21 protein-coding genes are annotated in these 22829 nt (G+C 63.5%); 8 read left to right on the top strand and 13 right to left on the bottom strand.

Features of this window, described 5'->3' with window-relative positions:
• The first annotated feature begins 167 nt into the window (after positions 1 to 167).
• From CAF78_RS09080 to CAF78_RS09060, 5 genes are all read left to right on the top strand, one after another.
• A complete protein-coding gene (locus CAF78_RS09080) occupies positions 168 to 1595 on the top strand; it encodes a di-heme oxidoredictase family protein (protein WP_085675108.1) in 1428 nt (475 codons plus the stop codon).
• A gap of 19 nt (positions 1596 to 1614) precedes the next feature.
• Complete coding sequence (locus CAF78_RS09075) at positions 1615 to 2679, top strand: imelysin family protein (RefSeq protein WP_085675107.1); 1065 nt, start codon at positions 1615 to 1617, stop codon at positions 2677 to 2679.
• Between the two features lie 2 nt (positions 2680 to 2681).
• Positions 2682 to 3779: a DUF1513 domain-containing protein gene (locus CAF78_RS09070; RefSeq protein ID WP_085675106.1), complete on the top strand. Its 1098-nt coding sequence runs from the start codon at positions 2682 to 2684 to the stop codon at positions 3777 to 3779.
• Between the two features lie 229 nt (positions 3780 to 4008).
• Positions 4009 to 5157: an efflux RND transporter periplasmic adaptor subunit gene (locus CAF78_RS09065; RefSeq protein WP_085675105.1), complete on the top strand. Its 1149-nt coding sequence runs from the start codon at positions 4009 to 4011 to the stop codon at positions 5155 to 5157.
• 13 nt (positions 5158 to 5170) lie between these two features.
• A complete protein-coding gene (locus CAF78_RS09060) occupies positions 5171 to 8215 on the top strand; it encodes a multidrug efflux RND transporter permease subunit (RefSeq protein ID WP_085675104.1) in 3045 nt (1014 codons plus the stop codon).
• Between the two features lie 95 nt (positions 8216 to 8310).
• Here CAF78_RS09060 and CAF78_RS09055 read toward each other — a convergent pair whose 3' ends face one another.
• From CAF78_RS09055 to colR, 5 genes are all read right to left on the bottom strand, one after another.
• Entirely contained in the window at positions 8311 to 8532 is a 222-nt protein-coding gene (locus CAF78_RS09055) for a hypothetical protein (RefSeq protein WP_085675103.1), read from the bottom strand.
• On the bottom strand, positions 8529 to 9230 hold the full coding sequence (locus CAF78_RS09050) for a lipopolysaccharide kinase InaA family protein (RefSeq protein WP_085675102.1): 702 nt from the start codon (positions 9228 to 9230) through the stop codon (positions 8529 to 8531). The genes CAF78_RS09055 and CAF78_RS09050 overlap by 4 nt, the downstream gene beginning before the upstream one ends.
• 6 nt (positions 9231 to 9236) lie before the next feature.
• Positions 9237 to 9917, bottom strand: a complete 681-nt coding sequence (locus CAF78_RS09045; RefSeq protein WP_085675101.1) for a class I SAM-dependent methyltransferase — start codon at positions 9915 to 9917, stop codon at positions 9237 to 9239.
• 107 nt (positions 9918 to 10024) lie between these two features.
• Positions 10025 to 11326, bottom strand: coding sequence for a HAMP domain-containing sensor histidine kinase (locus CAF78_RS09040; protein WP_085675100.1), 1302 nt, complete (start codon positions 11324 to 11326; stop codon positions 10025 to 10027).
• Complete coding sequence (colR, locus tag CAF78_RS09035; protein ID WP_003255215.1) at positions 11316 to 11999, bottom strand: two-component system response regulator ColR; 684 nt, start codon at positions 11997 to 11999, stop codon at positions 11316 to 11318. The genes CAF78_RS09040 and colR overlap by 11 nt, the downstream gene beginning before the upstream one ends.
• A gap of 179 nt (positions 12000 to 12178) precedes the next feature.
• On the opposite strand from colR, the gene CAF78_RS09030 reads away from it, so the two are divergent.
• Entirely contained in the window at positions 12179 to 12907 is a 729-nt protein-coding gene (locus CAF78_RS09030; protein WP_085675099.1) for a phosphatase PAP2 family protein, read from the top strand.
• 97 nt (positions 12908 to 13004) lie between these two features.
• On the opposite strand, the gene groL is transcribed toward CAF78_RS09030, so the two are convergent.
• From groL to CAF78_RS09005, 5 genes are all read right to left on the bottom strand, one after another.
• Positions 13005 to 14645, bottom strand: a complete 1641-nt coding sequence (gene groL / locus CAF78_RS09025) for a chaperonin GroEL (protein WP_085675098.1) — start codon at positions 14643 to 14645, stop codon at positions 13005 to 13007.
• Between the two features lie 50 nt (positions 14646 to 14695).
• On the bottom strand, positions 14696 to 14989 hold the full coding sequence (locus CAF78_RS09020; RefSeq protein ID WP_009684394.1) for a co-chaperone GroES: 294 nt from the start codon (positions 14987 to 14989) through the stop codon (positions 14696 to 14698).
• Between the two features lie 253 nt (positions 14990 to 15242).
• Entirely contained in the window at positions 15243 to 15704 is a 462-nt protein-coding gene (locus CAF78_RS09015; RefSeq protein WP_085675097.1) for an FxsA family protein, read from the bottom strand.
• A gap of 67 nt (positions 15705 to 15771) precedes the next feature.
• Positions 15772 to 16503, bottom strand: coding sequence for a HugZ family protein (locus tag CAF78_RS09010; RefSeq protein ID WP_085675096.1), 732 nt, complete (start codon positions 16501 to 16503; stop codon positions 15772 to 15774).
• A 75-nt stretch (positions 16504 to 16578) separates the two neighbouring features.
• Positions 16579 to 17589, bottom strand: coding sequence for a DUF481 domain-containing protein (locus CAF78_RS09005; RefSeq protein WP_085675095.1), 1011 nt, complete (start codon positions 17587 to 17589; stop codon positions 16579 to 16581).
• 153 nt (positions 17590 to 17742) lie between these two features.
• Here CAF78_RS09005 and CAF78_RS09000 point away from each other — a divergent pair, with 153 nt between their 5' ends.
• Both CAF78_RS09000 and CAF78_RS08995 read left to right on the top strand, forming a co-directional pair.
• Entirely contained in the window at positions 17743 to 18096 is a 354-nt protein-coding gene (locus CAF78_RS09000; protein WP_085675094.1) for an MGMT family protein, read from the top strand.
• 43 nt (positions 18097 to 18139) lie between these two features.
• Entirely contained in the window at positions 18140 to 19687 is a 1548-nt protein-coding gene (locus tag CAF78_RS08995; protein WP_085675093.1) for an AmpG family muropeptide MFS transporter, read from the top strand.
• 132 nt (positions 19688 to 19819) lie between these two features.
• Here CAF78_RS08995 and CAF78_RS08990 read toward each other — a convergent pair whose 3' ends face one another.
• The 3 genes from CAF78_RS08990 to CAF78_RS08980 all read right to left on the bottom strand — a co-directional run bounded on the left by CAF78_RS08990 (position 19820) and on the right by CAF78_RS08980 (position 22730).
• On the bottom strand, positions 19820 to 21064 hold the full coding sequence (locus CAF78_RS08990) for an MFS transporter (protein ID WP_085675092.1): 1245 nt from the start codon (positions 21062 to 21064) through the stop codon (positions 19820 to 19822).
• Between the two features lie 224 nt (positions 21065 to 21288).
• Positions 21289 to 22131: a mechanosensitive ion channel family protein gene (locus CAF78_RS08985; protein ID WP_085675091.1), complete on the bottom strand. Its 843-nt coding sequence runs from the start codon at positions 22129 to 22131 to the stop codon at positions 21289 to 21291.
• 113 nt (positions 22132 to 22244) lie between these two features.
• Positions 22245 to 22730, bottom strand: a complete 486-nt coding sequence (locus tag CAF78_RS08980) for a YajQ family cyclic di-GMP-binding protein (protein ID WP_054884610.1) — start codon at positions 22728 to 22730, stop codon at positions 22245 to 22247.
• Positions 22731 to 22829: the final 99 nt, after the last annotated feature.

Raw genomic sequence — 22829 nt, 5'->3', positions numbered from 1 at the left:
TCGGGTCGCCTTTTTTCTGTGCGGCCCTTTTGCGGGCAAGTACAGGCTCATGAAAATGCTGGCATTTCACATCCTTTTCACCCGGGTAATTGCAAATTGCTCTTATTCAAACAACGCCGGCCTGCTAAGCTTGCACGCCGGTTTTTCGTCCACGCCCAGGATTTTGCATGTCCTCGTCGCTGTCCCGACTCTCCCCCCTGCTGCTGGCCCTCGCCCTTGCCGCCTGTGACGACGCCCCGCGTTTCACCCAGGCCGAGCCCGGCGAAGCGCTGTCTGGTGGCCAGGCAACGGTCCAGCGCGACGACCGCAAGGCGTTTTCCCTGCCCTCGGCCAACCTCTCGGCCGAACGGCGCCTGGACTTCGCCGTGGGCAACAGCTTCTTCCGCAGCCCATGGGTGATCGCCCCGTCCACCACCACCGCGCGTGACGGCCTGGGCCCGTTGTTCAACACCAATGCCTGCCAGAACTGCCACGTGCGCGACGGCCGCGGCCACCCGCCAGAGCCGGGCGACAGCAATGCCGTGGGCATGCTGGTGCGCCTGTCGATCCCCGATCAGCCTTACCTGGCCAAAGAAATCGAGCGCCTGGGCGTGGTCCCCGAACCCGTCTACGGCACCCAGTTGCAGGACATGGCCATCCCCGGCGTGGCGCCGGAGGGCAAGGTGCGGGTGAGCTACACCACCCAGACCGTCACCTTCAACGACGGCCACCCAGTCGAGCTGCGCCGCCCGACCCTGCAGATCACCCAGCTCGGCTATGGCCCGATGCACCCCGATACGCGCTTCTCCGCCCGCGTGGCCCCGCCGATGATCGGCCTGGGCCTGCTCGAGGCCATCCCCGAGGCGGACATCCTGGCCAACGAAGACCCGGACGACCGCAACCACGACGGCATCCGCGGCCGCGCCAACCGGGTCTGGGACGACGCCCAGGGCAAGACCGTGATCGGCCGCTTCGGCTGGAAGGCCGGGCAGCCCAACGTCAATCAGCAGAACGTGCACGCCTTCAACGGTGACATGGGCCTGACCAGCACCTTGCAAGCGAAGGACGACTGCACCGCGGCCCAGCTCGACTGCCTGGCCGCGCCCAATGGCAACGGCGAAGGCGACGAGAAGGAAGTCAGCGACAACATCCTGCGCCTGGTCACCTTCTACACCCGCAACCTCGGCGTGCCTGCCCGTCGTGACGTCGGCGCGCCGCAAGTGCTGGCCGGCAAGAACCTGTTCTTCCAGGCCGGTTGCCAGGCCTGCCATACCCCGCAGTTCACCACCGCCGCCAACACCGCCGAAGCGGAGCTGGCCAACCAGGTGATCCGCCCATACAGCGACCTGTTGCTGCACGACATGGGCCCGGGCCTGGCCGACGAGCGCACCGAATTCGCTGCCAACGGCCAGGACTGGCGTACCCCGCCGTTGTGGGGCATCGGCCTGACCGAAGCGGTCAGCGGCCACACCCAGTACCTGCACGACGGCCGCGCCCGCAACCTGCTCGAAGCCGTGCTCTGGCATGGCGGCGAAGCCCAGCCGGCGCGCGACCATGTCTTGACCTTCAATGCCGAGCAGCGCGCCGCGTTGCTGGCCTTCCTGAACTCACTTTAAAACGCGCAAGGAGCCGGGCATGTTCCGACCCAAACTGTTGTTCACCAGCCTCGCCGCACTCGCCCTGGGTGCCTGCTCGCCGCAGGACCCACAGGCAGTGACTTCCGCCGCCATCGCCAAGCAGGTGATCCTGCCGACCTACAGCCGCTGGGTCGAAGCCGACCGCCAGCTGGCCGCCAGTGCCCTGGCCTACTGTGAAGGCAAGGAAAGCCTGGACACCGCACGCGCCGATTTCCTCAACGCGCAGAAAGCCTGGGCCGAACTGCAACCACTGCTGGTCGGCCCGCTGGCCGAAGGCAACCGCGCCTGGCAGGTACAGTTCTGGCCCGACAAGAAGAACCTGGTCGGCCGCCAGGTCGAACAGCTGGTCAACGGCGACAAGCCGGTCGATGCCGCCGCCCTGGGCAAGGCCAGCGTCGTGGTGCGCGGCCTGTCGGCTTACGAATACATCCTCTTCGACAGCAAGCCGGACATCGCCACCGCCGAGCAGAAAGCCCGCTACTGCCCGCTGCTGGTGGCCATCGCCGATCACCAGAAGGGCCTGGCCGAAGACATCCTCAAGACCTGGAACAGCACCGACGGCATGCTGTCGCAGATGACCAAGTTCCCCAACCAGCGCTACGCCGATTCCCACGAGGCGATCGCCGACCTGCTGCGCTCTCAGGTCACCGCCCTGGATACCCTGAAGAAGAAGCTGGGCGCGCCGATGGGCCGCCAGAGCAAGGGCATTCCACAGCCGCTGCAGGCCGAAGCCTGGCGCAGCCACTCCTCGCTCAAGAGCCTGGAAGCCACCCTCAAGGCTGCCCAGGCCGTGTGGGTCGGGGTCGACAACCAGGGCCTGCGCGGCCTGCTGCCCAGCGATCAGAAAGCCCTGGCGCAGAAGATCGACGACGCCTACGCTACGGCGCTCAAACTGCTGGCCGACAACCAGAAGACCCTCGGCGAGCTGCTGGCCGACGACGCCGGGCAGCAGACCCTCAACCAGATCTACGATGCCCTCAACGCCGTCCACCGCCTGCACGAAGGCGACCTGGCCAAGGCGCTGAACATCCAGCTGGGCTTCAATGCCAACGACGGTGACTGATCATGCTGCGACGCCAGGCCCTCAAACTCGGTAGCGTATTGCTCAGCGCCCTGACCCTGGGCGGTTGGAGCCTGCTGCGCAACAAAGGCAGCGAACCTTTGCTGCTGTCGGCGCGTGACGATGGCGACGGCAAGCATTATGCGGTCGGGTTCCGCCTGGACGGCACCCAGGTGTTCAGCACCCAGGTCGCCCAGCGTTGCCATGCCATCATCAACCACCCCGAGCTGCCGATCGCCCTGTTCGTCGCGCGCCGCCCCGGTACCGAAAGCTACCTGGTCGACCTGCGCGACGGGCGCCTGCTGCAGACCGTCACCTCGCAACCGAACCGGCACTTTTATGGCCATGCGGTGATCCACAAAGGTGGCGAATGGCTGTATGCCACCGAGAACGACACCACCGACCCCGGCCGTGGCGTGCTCGGCGTGTACCGTTTCGAGGGCGAACGCCTGGTACACACCGGCGAGATCCCGACCCACGGCATCGGCCCTCATGAAGTGGCCTGGCTGCCGGACGGCGAAACCCTGGTCGTGGCCAACGGCGGTATCCGCACCGAGGCCGAAAGCCGGGTCGAGATGAACCTCGACGCGATGCAGCCGAGCCTGGTGCTGATGCAGCGCGACGGCACCCTGCTGAGCAAGGAGACCCTGGCCCAGCAGATGAACAGCGTGCGCCACCTGGCGGTGGGCGACGATGGCACCATCGCCGCCTGCCAGCAGTTCATGGGCGCTGCCGACGAAACCGCCGAGCTGCTGGCGATCAAGCGCCCGGGTGAGCCGTTCAAGGCCTTCCCGGTACCAGAGCGCCAGCTGCAATCGATGGCCCAGTACACCGCCAGCGTCGCCATCCACAGCGACCTGCGCCTGGTGGCGCTGACCGCACCGCGGGCCAACCGCCTGTTCGTCTGGGACCTGGACAGCGGCGCGGTGAAGCTCGATGCACCGATGCCCGATTGCGCCGGAGTTGGCGCGGTCAAGGATGGCTTTGTCGTCACCTCCGGGCAGGGCCGTTGCCGCTTCTACGACTGCCGCAAGGCCGAACTGATCGGGCAACCGATGGACCTGCCGTCCGGGTTCTGGGACAACCACCTGCACCTGGTCTGATCTGACACCTGTACCAGCCTCTTCGCGGGCAAGCCCGCTCCCACAGGGTTCTCACTAATCCCGAGATTACACCGCTCCTGTGGGAGCGGGCTTGCCCGCGAAGAGGCCGACGCAGGTAATCATCTCCCCTTCCCTCGAAAAACAGTCAATACTTCCCTCATCCGCACGTGGGCAGGATCGCCCGTTGTCGTGTCAAAACGAATAACAACACATCCAAGGAACCGGACTTATGCTGCGCCGCCGCATGCTCATCATGTTGGCCGTCGTTCTGCTGATCGTGCTGGCCCTGGGGGGCTACAAAGGCTTCTCGATCTACCAACAGATCCAGATGTTCTCCGCCCCTCGGCCGCCCATCACCGTTGCCGCTGCCCCGGCCGAACAGCGCCAGTGGCAAGAGCGCCTGCCTGCCGTAGGCAGCCTGAAGGCATTGCAGGGCGTCGAGCTGAGCCTGGAAGTGGAAGGCATCGTCAAGGCCCTGTACTTCGACTCCGGGCAAAAGGTCAAAGCCGGGCAGCCGCTGCTGCAGCTCAACGACGACCAGGAAACCGCCCTGCTCGGCACCGCCCAGGCCGACCTGGGGCTGGCCAAGGTCGACTTCGGCCGCGGCAGCCAGCTGGTCGGCGATGCCGCCATCTCCCGCGGTGAGTTCGATCGCCTGTCCTCCCAGTACCGGCGCAATCAGGCGGTGGTCGAACAGCTCAAGGCGCAGAAGATCAAGAAAAGCATCAACGCGCCGTTCAGTGGCACCATCGGCATTCGCCAGGTGGACATCGGCCAGTACCTGGCCGCCGGCACGGTGATCGCCACCCTGCAGGACCTGTCCAGCCTGTACGTCGACTTCAACGTACCGGAGCAGGCCTTGCCGCACCTGAGCCTGGGCCAGCAGGTGCTGGTGCAGGTGGCGGCGTATCCGGGGCAGACGTTCCCGGCCAGCCTCAGCGCGATCAACCCCAAGGTCGATGAGAACACCCGCAACCTGCTGGTGCGCGCGACCCTGGCCAACCCGGACGACAAGCTGCTGCCCGGCATGTTCGCCAACCTGCTGATCCTGCTGCCCGACCCGCAGCCCCAGGTGGTCGTCCCGGAAAGCGCCATCACCTACACCCTGTACGGCAACTCGGTGTACGTCGCCACACCGAAGAAGGACAAGGACGGCAACCCTGAAAACGACGAAAAGGGCCAGCCGCAGCTAAGCGCCGAACAGCGCACCGTACAGACCGGTGAGCGCCGCGATGGCGTGGTGGTGGTCAGCAAGGGCCTCCAGGCCGGCGAACAGGTGGTGACCGCCGGGCAGCTCAAGCTGACCCCGGGTGCGGCCATCCGCATTGGCCAGGACAGCGCGCTCAAGCCCGAACAGGGCACACCGCGCACCGACTGAGCAGGAGGCAGGCATGGCGTTCACCGACCCGTTCATCCGCCGCCCGGTGCTGGCCAGCGTGGTCAGCCTGCTGATCCTGCTGCTCGGCTTCCAGGCCTGGAACAAACTGCAGATCCGCCAGTACCCGAAAATGGAAAACGCCCTGATCACGGTGACCACCGCCTACCCCGGGGCCAACGCCGAGACCATCCAGGGCTACATCACCCAGCCGCTGCAACAGAGCCTGGCCAGCGCCGAAGGCATCGACTACATGACCTCGGTCAGCCGGCAGAACTTCTCGGTGATTTCCATCTACGCACGCATCGGCGCCGACAGCGACCGCCTGTTCACCGAGCTTTTGGCCAAGGCCAACGAGGTGCGCAACCAGTTGCCGCAGGACGCCGAAGACCCGGTCCTGAGCAAGGAAGCCGCCGATGCCTCGGCGCTGATGTACATCAGCTTCTACAGCAAGGAGATGAGCAACCCGCAGATCACCGATTACCTGTCGCGGGTGATCCAGCCCAAGCTGGCGACCCTGCCGGGCATGGCCGAGGCGGAGATCCTCGGCAACCAGGTGTTCGCCATGCGCATCTGGATCGACCCGGTGAAGCTGGCCGGCTTCGGGCTTGCGGCCACCGACGTGACCAATGCCGTACGCCGCTACAACTTCCTTTCCGCCGCCGGCGAGGTGAAGGGCGAGTACGTGGTCACCAGCATCAACGCCAGCACCGAGCTGAAATCGGCCGAAGCCTTCGCCGCATTGCCAGTCAAGGTGTCCGGTGACAGCCGGGTGCTGCTGGGCGACGTGGCACGGGTGGAGATGGGCGCAGAGAACTACGACACGGTCAGCTCCTTCGATGGCACGCCGTCGGTCTACATCGGCATCAAGGCCACCCCGGCGGCCAACCCGCTGGACGTGATCAAGGAAGTGCGGCGCATCATGCCGGAACTGGAAAGCCAGCTGCCGTCGGCGCTGAAGGTCTCGATCGCCTACGACGCCACGCTGTTCATCCAGGCTTCCATCGACGAAGTGATCAAGACCTTGGGCGAGGCGGTGCTGATCGTCATCGTGGTGGTGTTCCTGTTCCTCGGCGCCCTGCGCTCGGTGCTGATCCCGGTGGTGACCATTCCGCTGTCGATGATCGGCGTGCTGTTCTTCATGCAGATGATGGGTTATTCGCTGAACCTGCTGACACTGCTGGCGATGGTGCTGGCCATCGGCCTGGTGGTGGACGATGCCATCGTGGTGGTGGAGAACATCCACCGGCACATGGAGGAAGGCAAGTCACCCTTCGATGCGGCCCTGGAAGGTGCGCGGGAAATCGCCATGCCCGTGGTGTCGATGACCATCACCCTGGCAGCGGTCTACGCCCCCATCGGCTTCCTCACCGGGCTCACCGGCGCGCTGTTCAAGGAGTTTGCCCTGACCCTGGCCGGCGCGGTGGTCATCTCCGGCATTGTCGCCCTGACCTTGTCGCCGATGATGTGCGCCCTGCTGTTGCGCCAGGAGCAGAACCCCAGCGGCCTGGCCCATCGGCTGGACGTGCTGTTCGAAGGCCTCAAGGTGCGCTACCAGCGCCTGCTGCACGCCACCCTGGACAGCCGCCCGGTGGTGCTGGTGTTTGCCGTGATCATCCTGTGCCTGATCCCGGTGCTGCTCAAGTTCACCCAGAACGAACTGGCGCCCAACGAGGACCAGGGCGTGATCTTCATGATGAGCAGCTCGCCGCAGCCGGCCAACCTCGATTACCTGAACGCCTACACCGACCAGTTCACGCCGCTGTTTAAGAGCTTCCCAGAGTACTACTCGTCGTTCCAGATCAACGGTTTCAACGGCGTGCAGAGCGGCATCGGTGGCTTCCTGCTCAAGCCATGGAATGAACGCCAGCGCACCCAGATGGAGCTGCTGCCGCTGGTGCAGGCCAAGCTCGAGCAGATCGGCGGGCTGCAGATCTTCGGCTTCAACCTGCCGTCGCTGCCGGGTACCGGTGAGGGCCTGCCGTTCCAGTTCGTTATCAACACCGCCGGCGACTACCCTGCCCTGCTGGAAGTCGCCCAGCGGGTCAAGCAACGGGCCCAGGAATCGGGCAAGTTCGCCTTCCTCGACATCGACCTGGCGTTCGACAAACCCGAAGTGGTGGTCGACATCGACCGGGCCAAGGCGGCGCAGATGGGCGTTTCGATGGATGCGCTGGGCGGTACCCTGGCTACCCTGCTGGGCGAGGCGGAAATCAACCGTTTTACCCTCGAGGGCCGCAGCTACAAGGTGATTGCCCAGGTCGAGCGGCCCTATCGGGACAACGCCGGCTGGTTGAACAACTACTACGTGAAGAACGAGCAAGGGCAGCTGCTGCCCTTGTCGACCCTTATCACCCTCAGTGACCGCGCGCGCCCGCGCCAGCTCAACCAGTTCCAGCAGCTGAACTCGGCAATCATCCAGGGGGTACCGATGGTCAGCATCGGCGAGGCGTTGCAGACCGTGGGCGATATTGCCCGGGAAGAAGCACCGGAAGGCTTTTCCTTCGACTATGCCGGCACAGCACGGCAGTACGTGCAGGAAGGCAGCGCGCTGTGGGTGACCTTTGGCCTGGCGCTGGCGATCATATTCCTGGTGCTGGCCGCGCAATTCGAGAGCTTCCGCGACCCGCTGGTGATTCTGGTAACCGTGCCGCTGTCGATCTGTGGCGCGCTGCTGCCGCTGTTCCTGGGCATCTCCAGCATGAACATCTACACACAGGTGGGGCTGGTGACGCTGATCGGCCTGATCAGCAAGCACGGCATTCTGATCGTCGAGTTTGCCAACCAGTTGCGTGAGGAAAAGGGCTTGAACGTTCGCCAGGCCATCGAGGAAGCTGCCGCCATTCGCCTGCGGCCGGTACTGATGACCACGGCGGCGATGGTGTTCGGCATGGTGCCGCTGATCCTGGCCACCGGGGCAGGTGCGGTGAGCCGGTTCGATATCGGCACGGTGATCGCCACCGGGATGTCGATCGGCACCTTGTTTACCCTGTTCGTGCTGCCGTGTATCTACACCTTGCTGGCACACAAGTCAGCCGCCCGGCAGCCGATAGCTGCATGAACGCGCCCCCTGTAGGAGCGCGCAAATGCTTTGAGTCACAAAAACAAAGGCCTCGCGATTGCGAGGCCTTCATCTTGCATCTTGCTCGAGCTGTATCAGCCAAACGGCCGAAGCCCCTGGCGCATGCCGAAGAGGAACAGCAACAGGTCCTGATCCGGCTGGGCCTGGCTCTGCTGCGCCTTGACCTCACGCGGTATCGCACACTGGTCTGCCTTGCTGAATACCACAGGCCGCGGCTCTTCCCAGGCCGCTACCGCCGCCGTGGTCACGGCCAAGCCAGCCACCAGGAACAAAGCTCGAGCGATTTCTAGTTTCATTGCCCTAACCCTTTGACAGCGCTGCCAAACGCCATCTGGTAAAAATAGAGCAGCGTTTGCCATTCCGTGTCATTTAGCGACGAGTGGCGGCGCAGCTGGCGCAGGTCGTTACCCGCAGCCCGCTGACAGCTGATGCGTCGTCGGCACTTTTCCAGGTCCAGGAGTGCTACCTCGACGCGGGCCTGCTCACCCTCGCCGATGACCTTGATGAAGACGTGCTTGCCGTACAGGCAGCCATGCTGCCAGTGGCCCAGGTGCATGCGCGCCAGGTTGTCGGCCAGGTCCTTGAGCATGCGTTCATGCACGGCCTGAGGATAGCGCTCGCGGGCGCCTTCGGCGTGCCACGTGTCGAGTTCGACAAAGCCGTCCAGCGCCTCGCTGACCAGCAGCGCCCGCCATTGGTGCTCGGGGTCACGCTCGGCACCACAAAACACGATGCGTGGCACGCGCACACCCAGTTGCTCGAAGCTGTTCAGTGCATCGAGTTCGCGCAGCACGGTCGGCCTGCCGAATGGGTGCAACAGGCTGCGATAGATGTGGCCGACCTGACGCTTGGCATACAACACCTTGCCGTTGCCATCGTTCAGGCGTTGCACGCCACTTTCACCACCGCGCCGCTGGTTGGGTTCCTCGACCCATTCGCCCTGCTGGCGCCAGTAATAATCGAACCGCGACTCCCCATTTTGGGCTACAGCCATCAAACACTACCCCTTACGCAATACATATACCCGCCACATGGCATAGAACGGCAGGAAGTCGAGGTGTTCCTGGATTCTGAAGCCGGCGGCCTTGAATTCTGCTTCAACCGTTTCTGCCGGTAACACGAAACGGTTCTGATAGCTGCCCTGCTCGGCCTTGGCACTGCGCTTGCGCTCGAGCTTCTGGCGGCGCCAGGCCTTGAAGTTACCGTCCACCCACAATGACAGGATTACACTGTCACGGCTAACCCTTTGAAACTCGTCGAGAATGGTCTTGCGGTGAGCCGCCTCGCCAATATGGTGGAACAACCGCATGCAGAAGATGCTGTCGACCGAATTATCCGGCAAGTCGATCGCGAATGCCGATGTTTGCAAAGGACGTACCCGCGCCACCACCGCTGGCGGTTGTGCGGCACATGCCGTCTGGATCATCGCCTCGGAGTTGTCGGCACCGATGATCACCCGGTTGGGCTTTTCCGCCAGCAGCGGCCAGAAACGGCCCGCGCCGCAGGGCAGGTCAAGTACAAGGCCCGGCTCCCCGGCCAGCGCCAGGGCACGACGGGCCAACTGCTCGTCACGCTTGTGGGACAGGCGCCGTGCCAGTCCGTCCTGGTGCTTGAGGAAGTACTCCCTGGCATGTTGCTGGTCGTACTTCTCGGAAAATTCGAGTTTGATCGGGCTGCGCATCGAATGGCTCCTGTTTCCAATGCGCTTACCTTAGGTAGCGGATCGTTGGAAACAGGTCATGCCAATGTGAAAATAATGTCATCAGCCTGTAGCTATGTTTCACGTTGTTACTGCGTGGGATCGGTCTTTTCCGCGCTCTGGCTAAGGTCTACCTGGAAGCGGCAGCCATGCGGCGCCGTGGCGGTCAGTGTCACCCGCCAGCCCTGGTCATCGCAGATCCGCTGCACCAGCGACAGGCCCAGGCCAAGGCCCTCGCCACGGCGCTCCTCGCCGCGCACGAAAGGCTGGAACATGGCCTCGCGCTGCTCTTCCGGAATCCCCACGCCACTGTCCTCGACGCTGAATCCATTGAGCTGCAGGCTCAGGCGGATGTAACCGCTATCGGTGTAATGCGCGGCATTGCGCAGCAGGTTGCCCATCACCGATTGCAGGAACGTGGCGTTGTACAGGAGCGGGCCAGCACTGACCTGGCCATCGTAATAGAGCGCCAGGCCCTTCTGCTCGATGGTGTCACGCCATACCCCCGTCAGGTCGTCGGCGACTTCGCGCAGGGTTGCCTGGGACGCCACGGCCCCTTGGTCACGCTGGGCACGCGCCAGCATCAGGAAGGTCTTGACCAGCTCGCGCATCTCTTCCGTAGCACGCGCAATGCGCTCCACCTGGCTGCGCGAGCGGGTATCCAGATTGGGGTTTTCCATCAGCAGTTCGCACGAGGTGGCCAGCACCATCAGCGGCGTGCGCAGCTCATGGCTGACATCGCTGGTGAACAAGCGCTCGCGGGTCAGCGCATCGCGCAGCCGGCCCAGGGTATCGTCGAACGCCACCGCCAGCTGGCCCACTTCGTCGGCGGCATAGTCCGGCGCCAGCGGCGGCGCCAGGCCAAGCAACTGATCACGATGGCGAACCTGTCGCGCCAGGCGGATGACCGGTGCCATCACCCTGCGCGCCAGCAGCCAGCCGAGCACCACCGCCAGCACCAGACTGAGCACGAACCCCACCACCACGACGGCAAACAGCACGCGCTCGCGCTCTTCGAAATCGCTCTGGTCCTGCAGCAGCACATAGCGGCGACCATCGACGATCTCGACCATCGCGTGGTAGGACAGCTGGTCGCGAAACACCTCATGGAAGCCGACATCGAGGTGGCGCAGGTCCTTGGGCAGCTCGAAATCGTCGCGTCCGCCACTGAAATAGAACAGCTGGTCAGGCCGTGGCCGGTGGCTCCAGTCGCTGACGCTGTCCATGCGCAGCAAGCGCTGCAGGTCGCCGCCGAGCACCGATGAGATCAGGCGCTCCTCGACCAGGTGCACGGTGGCGACGATACCGAAGGCGAAGGCGCCAGCCACCAGCGCGCTCATCAACGCGAAGGCGATGATGATGCGCTGGGCAAGGCTTTGCTTAAACTCCATCGCGGCCCTCGGCGAGGCGATAGCCGACGCCATGGACGGTATGCAACAGGGGTTTTTCGAACGGTTTGTCGATCACCTGGCGCAGCTGGTGCACATGGCTGCGCAAACTGTCGCTGTCAGGGCAGTCATCGCCCCACAGGGCTTCTTCCAGCACCTCGCGGCGCAGCACGTGCGGGCTCTTCTGCATCAACACGGCGAGCAGCTTGAGGCCAACCGGGTTGAGCTTGAGCAGGCGGCCCTGGCGGGTCACTTCGAGGGTATCGAGGTCATAGCTCAAGTCCGCGACCTGCAAAGTGCGGCGCCCGCCGCCCTGGGCACGGCGCAGCACTGCTTCGATGCGCGCGGCCAGCTCGGACAGGGCAAATGGCTTGAGCAGGTAGTCATCGGCACCGGAGCGGAAGCCCTGCAGGCGATCGTCCAGCTGGTCGCGGGCCGTGAGCATGATCACCGGGGTATCGCGGCGGGCATCCTCGCGCAGGCGCTTGCACAGGGTATAGCCATCGATACCGGGCAGCATGATGTCGAGCACGATCAGGTCGTAGTGCTCGGTGGCGGCCAGGTGCAGGCCGGAGAGGCCGTCCTGGGCGCAGTCGACGGTGTAGCCTTTCATGCCCAGGTAATCGGCAAGGTTGGCCAGAATATCGCGGTTGTCTTCAACCAAAAGAATACGCATCGGGTTCTCCTGTGCGGCGCTTCGCAAGGGTGCGCGGCAGGCGCAGCTTAAGGCCATCGCCGGTACTGTGCCAGCCCTTGGGCAAATTCAGCGAACTTGACAGTTTTTTCACTGATCCTTCACGGACAGAGGATAGCGGGCGCATGACAATGCCCGGTCTTTTTACCCCTGGAGTCGTCATGCAACAACGCACTCGTCCGCGTCCGATCAATCCCTGGCTGTACCTGGGCATACCCCTGGCTGTGGCTGCGACCCTGCTGCTGCTGGAACTGACCTCGATCGACATGGACGTCGCCAACCTGTTCTTCGACCCCGCCGCCGGGCAGTTCATCGGCCGTCACAGCTACCTGCTGGAAACCGTCATGCATGACCGGGTCAAGCAGGGCGTGATCCTGCTCGGGCTGATTTCCCTCGGCGCGTTCGCTTCGAGCTTCGTCTGCAAGCCGCTGTTCAGCTGGCGTCGCGAGCTGGGTTGCCTGGTGTTGGCATTGGGGCTGTCGACGGCCTTCGTCACGCCGTTGAAGAAGGTGACCCAGGTGCAATGCCCGTGGAGCCTGACCGAGTTCGGTGGCAAGGAAACCTACAGCAAGCTGCTGGAGCACCGCCCGGCGACCGACAAGCCCGGCCTGTGCTGGCCGGGTGGGCATGCCGCCACCGGTTTCTGCCTGTTCGGCCTGTTCTTCATGCTGCGTGACCGCCGCCCTAAACTGGCGCGGGTGGCGTTCGGGGTGGCCCTGGTGGCCGGCTCGACGCTGGGGTTGGGGCGGATGCTGCAGGGCGCGCACTTCCTGTCGCATAACGTGTGGACAGCGGTGTTCTGCTGGTTGATCGGCTTGGGGTCGTATTACCTGGTGCTGTATCGCAGGGGCATGGCCGAAGCGCCAGCCGGCGAACGTAGCGTCGCCTGACAGAGGGGCTGCTTTGCAGCCCCAGTGGCCGGCACAGGAAAACGAAAAAGCCCCGCACTAGGCGGGGCTTTTTCTTGTTGCAGGGGGTGAGGCTGGCTTACATCATGCCGCCCATGCCACCCATGCCGCCCATGTCAGGCATGCCAGCTGCTGGCTTGTCTTCCGGCAGGTCGGCAACCATGGCTTCGGTGGTGATCATCAGACCGCCGATCGAAGCTGCGGCTTGCAGAGCCGAACGGGTGACCTTGGCTGGGTCGAGGATACCCATCTCGATCATGTCGCCGTATTCGCCGGTAGCGGCGTTGTAGCCGTAGTTGCCCGAACCTTGCTTGACCTTGTCAGCGACAACGCTTGGCTCGTCGCCGGCGTTGGCAGTGATCTGGCGCAGCGGCGCTTCTACAGCGCGACGCAGCAGGGAGATACCGACGTTCTGGTCTTCGTTGTCGCCTTTGAGGTCAACGATGGCAGCCAGGGCGCGAACCAGGGCCACACCACCGCCAGGCACCACGCCTTCTTCGACGGCTGCACGGGTAGCGTGCAGGGCGTCTTCAACGCGGGCTTTCTTCTCTTTCATTTCAACTTCGGTGCCAGCACCGACCTTGATCACGGCAACACCGCCAGCCAGCTTGGCCAGACGCTCTTGCAGCTTCTCACGGTCGTAGTCCGAAGAGGTTTCTTCGATCTGGGCACGGATCTGCTTGACGCGTGCTTCGATGTCGGCGTCAACGCCAGCACCGTCGATGATGGTGGTGTTTTCCTTGGACAGGATCACGCGCTTGGCGTTACCCAGGTGCTCCAGGGTGGTGGTTTCCAGGGTCAGGCCGATTTCTTCGGAGATGACCTGGCCGCCGGTCAGGACGGCGATGTCCTGCAGCATGGCCTTGCGGCGGTCGCCGAAGCCCGGTGCCTTGACCGCAGCAACCTTGACGATGCCGCGCATGTTGTTGACCACCAGGGTAGCCAGGGCTTCGCCTTCGACGTCTTCGGCAACGATCAGCAGTGGGCGGCCGGCCTTGGCAACGGCTTCCAGAACTGGCAGCAGCTCACGGATGTTGGAGATCTTCTTGTCGACCAGCAGCAGCAGCGGGCCTTCCAGCTCGGCAACCATGGTGTCTGGCTTGTTGACGAAGTACGGCGACAGGTAGCCGCGGTCGAACTGCATGCCTTCTACAACCGACAGTTCGTTTTCCAGGCCCGAGCCTTCTTCAACGGTGATCACGCCTTCTTTACCAACTTTTTCCATGGCTTCGGCGATGATTTCACCGATGGAGTTGTCGGAGTTGGCGGAGATGGTACCTACCTGGGCGATGGCCTTGGAGTCGGCGCATGGCTTGGACAGGTTCTTCAGCTCGGCGACAACGGCGGCGGTGGCCTTGTCGATACCGCGCTTCAGGTCCATCGGGTTCATGCCGGCAGCGACGGCTTTCAGGCCTTCGTTGACGATGGCCTGAGCCAGAACGGTAGCGGTGGTGGTGCCGTCACCGGCAGCGTCGTTGGCCTTGGAAGCGACTTCCTTGACCAGCTGGGCGCCCATGTTTTCGAAGGCGTCTTTCAGCTCGATTTCTTTGGCGACGGAAACGCCGTCCTTGGTGATGGTCGGAGCGCCGAAGCTCTTGGCCAGCACTACGTTACGGCCTTTCGGGCCGAGGGTCGCTTTTACTGCGTCGGCCAGAACGTTGACACCAACCAGCATTTTCTTACGGGCGGAATCGCCGAATTTTACGTCTTTAGCAGCCATGATCGTTTAATCCTTGGAATTCTTTGGAGTAACGGGAAGTCGGAGGGAAATCAGCCTTCGATGACGGCGAGGATTTCGTTCTCGGCCATGACCAGCAGGTCTTCGCCATCGACTTTCACGGTGTTGCTGCCCGAGTAAGGGCCGAAAACCACTTTGTCACCGACTTTGACGGCCAGTGCACGTACTTCGCCGTTTTCCAGGACGCGACCGGTGCCAACAGCAACGACTTCGCCGCGGTTTGGTTTTTCAGCGGCCGAACCCGGCAGGACGATACCGCCAGCGGTTTTCGATTCTTCTTCGCTGCGACGGATGACTACGCGGTCATGCAGAGGACGAAGCTTCATTGTCGATCTCTCCCAAATTGTGGTTTTCATCGGCCGGTATCGACACCGGCGGGGTTGATGCGGTCCGGCGTTGCCGGGGGTGGCCCGCCGAGGGCGAACCACCTGTGTCATGTCTGGTGTTGCCACCAGAAACCTTGCGGTGACCACATACATGAGGCCGCCATATTCAATTACAAGGCTTGAGATGGAAAATTTTTCAGCCCGTTGAAAAAGACCGGGGCCGCTTGTGCGGCCCCGGAGGTTACAGGTGTATCTATTTGTCGCGGCGCTCGTACTCGCCTTCGATCACGTTCGGGCGATGGCCGCCATCACGCGGCTGTGCCTGGAACGGGTCGTCCTGGAACGCGCGCTGGCGCATGGCCTGGGCTTCGGCACGCTCGCGCATCTTGCGCGCCGCCAGGTGGCGGGTGAACGGCAGCAGGCACAGCAGGCCCAGCACGTCGCTGATGAAGCCTGGCAGCAGCAGCAAACCACCCCCCACGGCCAGCATCAGGCCCTGGAACATGTCCTCGGCGGGCAGTTCGCCACGCTGCAGGCTTTCACGGGCACGCAGCGCGGTGGCGAGGCCCGCCACACGCACCACCAGCACCCCGAGGGCGGAGCCGGCGATGATCAGCAGCAGCGCCGGAAAGAAACCGATCGCGGCGCTGACCTTGACGAAGACGAACAACTCCAGCACCGGGAACAACAGAAACAGCAATAGAAAAGCACGCATCAAAGCATTCCTCGTCGGAAGAAACCCTTCCAGTAAGACCTACAAATGGATGCGTGCGCTCGGTATTTCAAGCCTCGACTTCCGTCGCAGTCGGCCATTGGTCGGCGCGCGCCAGCAAAACCAGGGCTTCGCGCACTTGTGTCGGCGTGTTGCAAGACGCGGGGAACGCCAACCAGTAGATACCCTGGCCGATACGCAGGTGCATGCCTTCGCTGTCGATGCCGACCATCTGTGCCGGTACGTTGCTCGGCAGGTCGCTCAGCGCTACGTAATGGGCGATGGCACTGGCATGGTCGCTGTTCATGTGTTCGATCATGCTCGCCTCGGCCTTGCCGGCGAACGGATTGGCCAAGGTCACCTGGTCGAGCCAGTGGATGGCACCGAAGCCGCCAATGTAGCGATGGCGCACCGGCTGCAGGACCCAGAAGTCGAAATCGTGGGCCTTGTGATAGTTGGCCGCATCGGGGAAATAGCGGTAGTAGCGTTCGGCCGCCGCCTCGATGGCCGTCTCATCGACTAACTTGTGCGCCTCGGCCATGACCGTCAGGCGGCCAACGGCCTGCACGTCCTCTGCCTCACGTTCACCCACCAGCAGCGAGCACTTGGGGTCCTTGAGCAGGTTGTGGGTGTGTTGGGCGATGCGGCTGATCAGGATCAGCGGGTTGCCCTCGGCATCCAGGCAGTAAGGCACCACCGAACCGAACGGGAAACCCGGCATGGACTTGGAATGGGTCGAGAGCACGCCGCGGTATTCCTTGAGCAGCAGTTCCCGGGCGGGGCGGATGGCATGGGTACTCACTGAGGGCGGCTCCTGTTGGCGGCTGGATGGGTGACAAGATAAGCATTATCACCCACCACCGCCACTGGCGAGCGCTTACCAGGTCACGCCAAACCCTGCGGTGTAGCGGGTCTTGTCCAGGTCGCTTTCGCGCGTGCCGGTGATGATGTCCTTCTCCGCCTTGAGGTTGAGCGAGGCCCATTCGGTGACCTTGTAACGCAGCCCCACCTCGGCATCCAGCGAGTAGTCGGCCACGCCGCCCAGCGGCTTGGCGAACTCGCCATTGGTGAACAGCTGGACGTTCTTGCCGATCAGGTAGCGGGTGTAGTCCCACTTCACTGCCGCCGAGTAGAAGTTGTCCTTGGCACCGTCCTGGTACTCGAAATCGGTACGGTTGATCAACGAGCCCAGCGAGAACGCGCCCAGCTCGTCGTCCCAGAACTGGTAGCCAGGGCCGGTACCGACGGTGCGCTGGCGGGCCAGGTCTTCGACCCGGTCGCGCTTGTACTCCATGCGCCCCTGCCAGAACCACTTCTCGGTGATGAAGCGGTCGAGTGCGTACTCGGCGCTCCAGTTCTCGGTGGTGGTCACGTCGTCCTTGGTCTCGCGGTTGTACTCGCCTTCGGCGTTGTGCCGCCAGCGACCGTGCCGCGCGGTGGTCTTGAAACCGATGTCATAGTCGTCGGTATCGTTCTCGGCACGCTTGTAATCCATGGCCACGTCGACGTTGCCCTTCCAGACGAAGTCCTCGACCAGTGGCTTGGGCTTCATGATCTGCTCGATACTGGCAAGCTCCACGGTTTTGGGTGCATCACCATTGGCCAGGGTGACCTTGCCTGGCTCGGCAGCCTTGAGCGATTTGGCCTTCTCACCGGTGTAGGCGTCCTGCTTGACCAGCATCTCCTGGTCGCTTTCCAGCGTCTGGACCTGTTTCCAGTCCAGTGCGATGGAGCCGCCGTAGGGGGTCTCGAGCAACAGCTTGCCGCCGTCGAACACCTTGATCTTGCCCGAAAGGCGGTCACCGTTCTTCATCCACACGGTGTCGGCGAACGCCGGGGCGGCGCACAGGGAAGCGGTCAACAGGCACAGCAAGGATCTAGAATACATAAGCGCGCTACAGGTTCGATTTGACGAAAAAAGCCGGGCATTATCCAGATACCGACGACCAGAGCAAGGACAGACCCAGGAGCATGCCATTGAGTTCAACTCTCATTTGCCGCAACCATTCGTCCGGTTTCATCCCAGGCCAGGGCTGCCCTGATGTCTGAGGGATATGAGCACACGCAGGCGTCGCCCGAAGCCCGACGAACGGCCCTGTATTCGGTGCTTGGCCAGGTACCCGAAGGCAAGGTGGTCAGCTATGGCCAGCTTGCCGAGCTGGCAGGGCTCGGGCGAGCGGCACGCTGGGTTGGCCGCACCCTCGGGCAGTTGCCAGCCGATACCCGCCTGCCCTGGCATCGGGTACTCGGCGCGGGCGGGCGCCTGAGCCTGGCGCTGGGCACGCTTTCGGGCGATGAACAGCGGGCCAGACTGCGCGCAGAGGGGGTGAATGTGACTAACAATCGTGTGGATATGATGCGCCATGGCTGGCGCCCGATGGAGCACAGCGGTTAGAGTGCGCGCTTTGTTTTCGCAAATTTGAGGCAGATGTTGGCCCATGCCCCGTAAAACCTGGCGCGCTGCGCTCGCTGCCTATGCCAGCCCGTCAACCTTGGTACTTTTGCTGCTGGGCTTCGCCGCCGGCCTGCCCTACATGCTGGTGTTCTCGACCCTGTCGGTGTGGCTGCGCGAAGCGGGTGTGGCCCGTGAAACGATTGGCTATGCCAGCCTGATCGGCTTGGCCTACGCCTTCAAATGGGTCTGGTCACCCCTGCTCGACCAGTGGCGCCTGCCGTTGCTTGGCGGCCTGGGGCGGCGGCGTTCGTGGCTGTTGCTCTCGCAGTCGCTGGTGGTGATCGGCCTGGTCGGCATGAGCCTGTGCGACCCGCAGCAACACCTTTCCTGGCTGATTGCCCTGGCGGTGCTGGTGGCCTTTGCCTCGGCCACCCAGGACATCGCCGTCGACGCCTACCGCCTCGAAATCGCCGACGATCAGCGCCAGGCCGCCCTCGCCGCCAGCTACATGGCCGGTTACCGGGTTGCCGCCCTGCTCGCCACCGCGGGCGCACTGTTCTTTGCCGAATGGTTCGGTTCCACCGGTTTCAGCTACCTGCACAAGGCCTGGGCCGGCACCTACGTGCTGTTCGGCGTGATGATGCTGCCGGCACTGTTTACCACTCTGGTGATGCGGGAGCCGCCGGTGCCGATGCGCACCCAGCTGTCGGCTGCGCGCTACGGCCTGATGCACCAGATGGCCTCGGTGTTCGTGCTGATCATCCTGCTGGTGTCGGTACCGGCCAGCTTCACCCAGATGTTCAACACCGGCTGGTCGAGCGTCATTTCCGGCGATGCGACCCCCCTCGACCTGCTGCTCGAAGACCGTGCCTTCCTGCGCCTGATCCTCTACGTGCTGCTGACCTGGGCCTGCCTTTCGAGCCTGGGCCGCCGTGGCCTGGCGCCGGTGCTGACACCGGTGCACGACTTCATCGCCCGCTACCGCTGGCAGGCCCTGTTGCTGCTCGGGCTGATCGCCACCTATCGCATGTCGGACACGGTCATGGGCGTGATGGCCAACGTGTTCTACATCGACATGGGCTTCACCAAGGACCAGATCGCCAGCGTCAGCAAGGTCTTCGGCCTGATCATGACCCTGGTCGGTGCCGGCGTCGGTGGCTTGCTGATCGTGCGTTTCGGCATTCTGCCGATCCTGTTCATCGGCGGTGCGGCCTCGGCGGCCACCAACATCCTGTTCCTGATGCTGGCCGACATGGGGCCGAACCTGGAGATGCTGGTGGTGACCATTTCGCTGGACAACTTCAGCTCGGGCCTGGCCACCTCGGCGTTCGTCGCCTACCTGTCGAGCCTGACCAACCTGAAGTTCTCGGCCACGCAATACGCGCTGCTCAGCTCGATCATGCTGTTGCTACCGCGGCTGATCGGCGGGTATTCAGGGGTGATGGTGGAAAAGTACGGGTACCACGACTTCTTCCTGATCACTGCGCTGCTCGGCGTGCCCACGCTGATCCTGATTGCGCTGCACTGGCGCCAGGAAGTGAGCCGGGGAAAGCAGGTGCCGGTGGATAACCCGGCGGCCGAGCAGCCCTGACAGCGCTCTACTGCCTGTACCGGCCTCTTCGCGGGCTCGCCCGCTCCCACAGGTTCTCCACTTGCCCTGAAAGCAGTGGTGTACCTGTGGGAGCGGGCGAGCCCGCGAAAGCGCCGCTGCAAGCAACCAGGATTATTGCGCCACAGCCCCTTCCCCAGGCCGCCCGCCTACCACGAACCAGAGCGGCCACAGCGCCAAGGCCCCTGCCACGCCCGCCGCCAGGGCAAAGTGCAGCAAGCTCGCCCCTGCCCCGATCATCGCCAGTACCGCGCCACCCAGCCCCAGCAGGGCAATGGTGATCATCCCCAGCATCGCCGACACCAGCCCCTTGCTCTGCTCGCTGGCGAACAGCGTCATGCGGTACAGCACCGCATTGGCCACACCCAGCCCCAACGCATACAGCGACATGCCCGCGACCACGCTGGTGACCGTCGGCCAGCACCAGGTCGCCAGCACCATCAGGCACAGCCCGGCCAGGTACGGCCACAGCGCACCGCGCACCAAGGCCGGCAGCGGGTAACGATCAGCGATGCGGTTGATGATCAGGTTACCCAGGATCAGCCCACCGAACACCGGCAACTGCCACAGTGCATATTCCATCGTGCTCAGCCCCTCATCGTGGATCAGCAACACCGGCGACAGGCCGATCCAGCCAATCAGCGGCAGGCCTACCAGGCCCAGCGCGGCACTGCCGGCGACGAACTTGCGGTTGGCCAGCAGCTGGCCGTAGCCGACGAGCAGTGGCAGCAGGTGGATCGGCGTGAACGGCAGGCGTGAGCCATCACGACGCTCCACACCGAGGGTTTCCGGCATGAGGCGGTACAGCAGCAACCAGCAGAGCACCGCACCGATGGCAAAGGCCACGAACAGCCAGCGCCAGTCCAGCCACTGCAGCATCAGGGTACCGACCAGCGGGCCGAGCAGCGGCGACAACAAGGCGATGTTGGCCAGCAACGCCATCATGCGCACCGCGTCGGCTTCGCTGAACGACTCGTTGAGCGCCGGGTAGCTGACCGTCACCACGAAGCCCAGGCCGATGCCCTGCAGCAGGCGCAGCAGGTTGAACAAGCCGATGTCCTGCACCCAATAGGTGGCCAGGCAGGCAACGCCAAAGAAGGCACAGCCGGCCAGCAGCAGCGGGCGGCGCCCATAGCGGTCGGCCAGCGGGCCGATCAGCCATTGCAGCACCACCCCACCAAGCAGGTACAGGTTGAGCGCATGGGGAATGTATTCGGGGCTGGCGTTCAGGTGCTCGACCACCACCGGCATGGCCGGCATCACGGCATCGCTGGCCAGGTAGGTGAGCAGCTCGAACAGGGCCAGGGTCAGGCCGAACAACAAGGCCCGGAGGGGGGTGATGTATAGCAGTGGTTTCATGATGGCGTATCGGGTGCAGGCAGGACGGGTCAGGGTATATGCCAGAAATGGCGGGCAATTGCTGTGAACAAGTGTAAGGAGCTGAAAAAGCCGGGGCCGCTGCGCACCCCTTCGCGGGCAAGCCCGCTCCCACAGGTCTGCACAGGGATCGAAGCCCGCGACATTCCTGTGGGAGCGGGCTTGCCCGCGAAGAGGCGCACAGCGGCCCCAGCTTTCAAATCGCGTTACTGCGCTGCAGTCTCCTGCACCACGCGAATCACCCGCTGCGGGAACGGGATATCGATCCCTTCGGCCTTCAACCGGTCACGGGCATGCTCGTTGAGCATGAACATCACGTCCCAGTAGTCGGAGGTCTTGGTCCACAGGCGCAGCGACACGGTGATCGAGCTGTCGCCCAAGGTCGCCACCACCGCCTGCGGAGCAGGGTCCGGCAGCACGCGCGGGTCCTGCGCCAGCTCCAGTAGCACGTTGCGCGCCTTCTGCAGATCGGCCTCGTAGTCCACGCCTACGTCGAACACCACCTTGCGCGTCGGCTGGCGGTTGGTGTTGGTGATGATGCCGTTGGACAGGCTGCCGTTGGGCATGATCACGGTCTTGTTGTCACCGGTACGCAGCACGGTGTGGAAGATCTGGATGCTGTCGACGGTGCCGGATACGCCCTGCGCTTCGATCCAGTCGCCGATGCGGAACGGGCGGAACAGCAGGATCAGCACACCACCGGCGAAGTTGGCCAGGCTGCCCTGCAACGCCAGGCCGATGGCCAGCGTGGCACCACCGATCGCCGCCACGAACGAAGTGGTTTCAATGCCGATCATCGAGGCAACGCTGATCGCCAGCATGACCTTGAGGATGATGTTGGCCAGGGTGCGGATGAAGCCCTGCAGTGCCGGGTCTTGTACGCGCAAACCCACCAGCCTGGCGAGGCGATCGCTGACCACATTGGTAAGCCACCAGCCAATGGCCAAGGTCAGCAGTGCCAGCAGCAGGCGGCTGCCGTATTCCATGATCAAGGGGACCCAGGTCTGCGATTGGCGGACCAGCTGATCGACTTCAGCGTTCAAATCCATGTTCATCTCCTGATGCCGAACGGCATGTACACGTATAGCAGGCCGCCGTCGGTTCGGCGGCCATGGACCCCATGGACATCATTACGCCATCGGGGTTCCGGACAACCCTGCGATCAGTCGCGGAAGTTGTTGAACTGCAGCGGCATGTCGAATTCCTTGGTGCGCAGCAGGGCGATGGCTTCCTGCAGGTCGTCGCGCTTCTTGCCGGTGACACGCACCTGCTCACCCTGGATGGCGGCCTGGACCTTGAGCTTGCCGTCCTTGATGGTGGCGACGATCTTCTTGGCCAGGTCCTTGTCGATGCCTTCGCGGAACTTGGCTTCCTGTTTCTTTTCCTTGCCCGAGGCGTACGGGTCCTTGGTTTCCAGGCACTTCACGTCGATCTTGCGCTTGACCAGCGCCAGGCGCAGGATTTCCAGCATGGCTTCGAGCTGGAACTCTTCCTCGGCGGTCAGCACCACGGTCTGCTCCTTGTCCTTGAACTCGAAGCTGCCCTTGCCCTTGAGGTCATAGCGGCGGTCGAGGTCCTTGATGGCGTTGTCGACCGCGTTCTGCACTTCGTGCTTGTCCAGTTCCGATACCACGTCGAACGAAGGCATGGGTATTCTCCATAAAATAAAAGCGCGCTCAGTCTGAACATGGAGCGCGTCGGTGTTAGAAGGTTAAAATGCGGGCTCATTATAACGGGTTGCGAAACG

It is taken from the genome of Pseudomonas sp. R28(2017), from assembly GCF_002112505.1.
In the GTDB taxonomy this organism is placed as follows: domain Bacteria; phylum Pseudomonadota; class Gammaproteobacteria; order Pseudomonadales; family Pseudomonadaceae; genus Aquipseudomonas.
The sequence above is the reverse complement of the archived record's forward strand: the minus strand, read 5'-3'. Positions and strand labels throughout refer to the sequence as shown.

Bases quoted from the DNA above. Each gene is read 5' to 3' on its own strand.
- CAF78_RS09080 (WP_085675108.1), top strand. From the start codon at position 168: ATGTCCTCGTCGCTGTCCCGACTCTCCCCCCTGCTGCTGGCCCTCGCC.
- CAF78_RS09075 (WP_085675107.1), top strand. From the start codon at position 1,615: ATGTTCCGACCCAAACTGTTGTTCACCAGCCTCGCCGCACTCGCCCTG.
- CAF78_RS09070 (WP_085675106.1), top strand. From the start codon at position 2,682: ATGCTGCGACGCCAGGCCCTCAAACTCGGTAGCGTATTGCTCAGCGCC.
- CAF78_RS09065 (WP_085675105.1), top strand. From the start codon at position 4,009: ATGCTGCGCCGCCGCATGCTCATCATGTTGGCCGTCGTTCTGCTGATC.
- CAF78_RS09060 (WP_085675104.1), top strand. From the start codon at position 5,171: ATGGCGTTCACCGACCCGTTCATCCGCCGCCCGGTGCTGGCCAGCGTG.
- CAF78_RS09055 (WP_085675103.1), bottom strand. From the start codon at position 8,532: ATGAAACTAGAAATCGCTCGAGCTTTGTTCCTGGTGGCTGGCTTGGCC.
- CAF78_RS09050 (WP_085675102.1), bottom strand. From the start codon at position 9,230: ATGGCTGTAGCCCAAAATGGGGAGTCGCGGTTCGATTATTACTGGCGC.
- CAF78_RS09045 (WP_085675101.1), bottom strand. From the start codon at position 9,917: ATGCGCAGCCCGATCAAACTCGAATTTTCCGAGAAGTACGACCAGCAA.
- CAF78_RS09040 (WP_085675100.1), bottom strand. From the start codon at position 11,326: ATGGAGTTTAAGCAAAGCCTTGCCCAGCGCATCATCATCGCCTTCGCG.
- colR (WP_003255215.1), bottom strand. From the start codon at position 11,999: ATGCGTATTCTTTTGGTTGAAGACAACCGCGATATTCTGGCCAACCTT.
- CAF78_RS09030 (WP_085675099.1), top strand. From the start codon at position 12,179: ATGCAACAACGCACTCGTCCGCGTCCGATCAATCCCTGGCTGTACCTG.
- groL (WP_085675098.1), bottom strand. From the start codon at position 14,645: ATGGCTGCTAAAGACGTAAAATTCGGCGATTCCGCCCGTAAGAAAATG.
- CAF78_RS09020 (WP_009684394.1), bottom strand. From the start codon at position 14,989: ATGAAGCTTCGTCCTCTGCATGACCGCGTAGTCATCCGTCGCAGCGAA.
- CAF78_RS09015 (WP_085675097.1), bottom strand. From the start codon at position 15,704: ATGCGTGCTTTTCTATTGCTGTTTCTGTTGTTCCCGGTGCTGGAGTTG.
- CAF78_RS09005 (WP_085675095.1), bottom strand. From the start codon at position 17,589: ATGTATTCTAGATCCTTGCTGTGCCTGTTGACCGCTTCCCTGTGCGCC.
- CAF78_RS09000 (WP_085675094.1), top strand. From the start codon at position 17,743: ATGTCTGAGGGATATGAGCACACGCAGGCGTCGCCCGAAGCCCGACGA.
- CAF78_RS08995 (WP_085675093.1), top strand. From the start codon at position 18,140: ATGCCCCGTAAAACCTGGCGCGCTGCGCTCGCTGCCTATGCCAGCCCG.
- CAF78_RS08990 (WP_085675092.1), bottom strand. From the start codon at position 21,064: ATGAAACCACTGCTATACATCACCCCCCTCCGGGCCTTGTTGTTCGGC.
- CAF78_RS08985 (WP_085675091.1), bottom strand. From the start codon at position 22,131: ATGGATTTGAACGCTGAAGTCGATCAGCTGGTCCGCCAATCGCAGACC.
- CAF78_RS08980 (WP_054884610.1), bottom strand. From the start codon at position 22,730: ATGCCTTCGTTCGACGTGGTATCGGAACTGGACAAGCACGAAGTGCAG.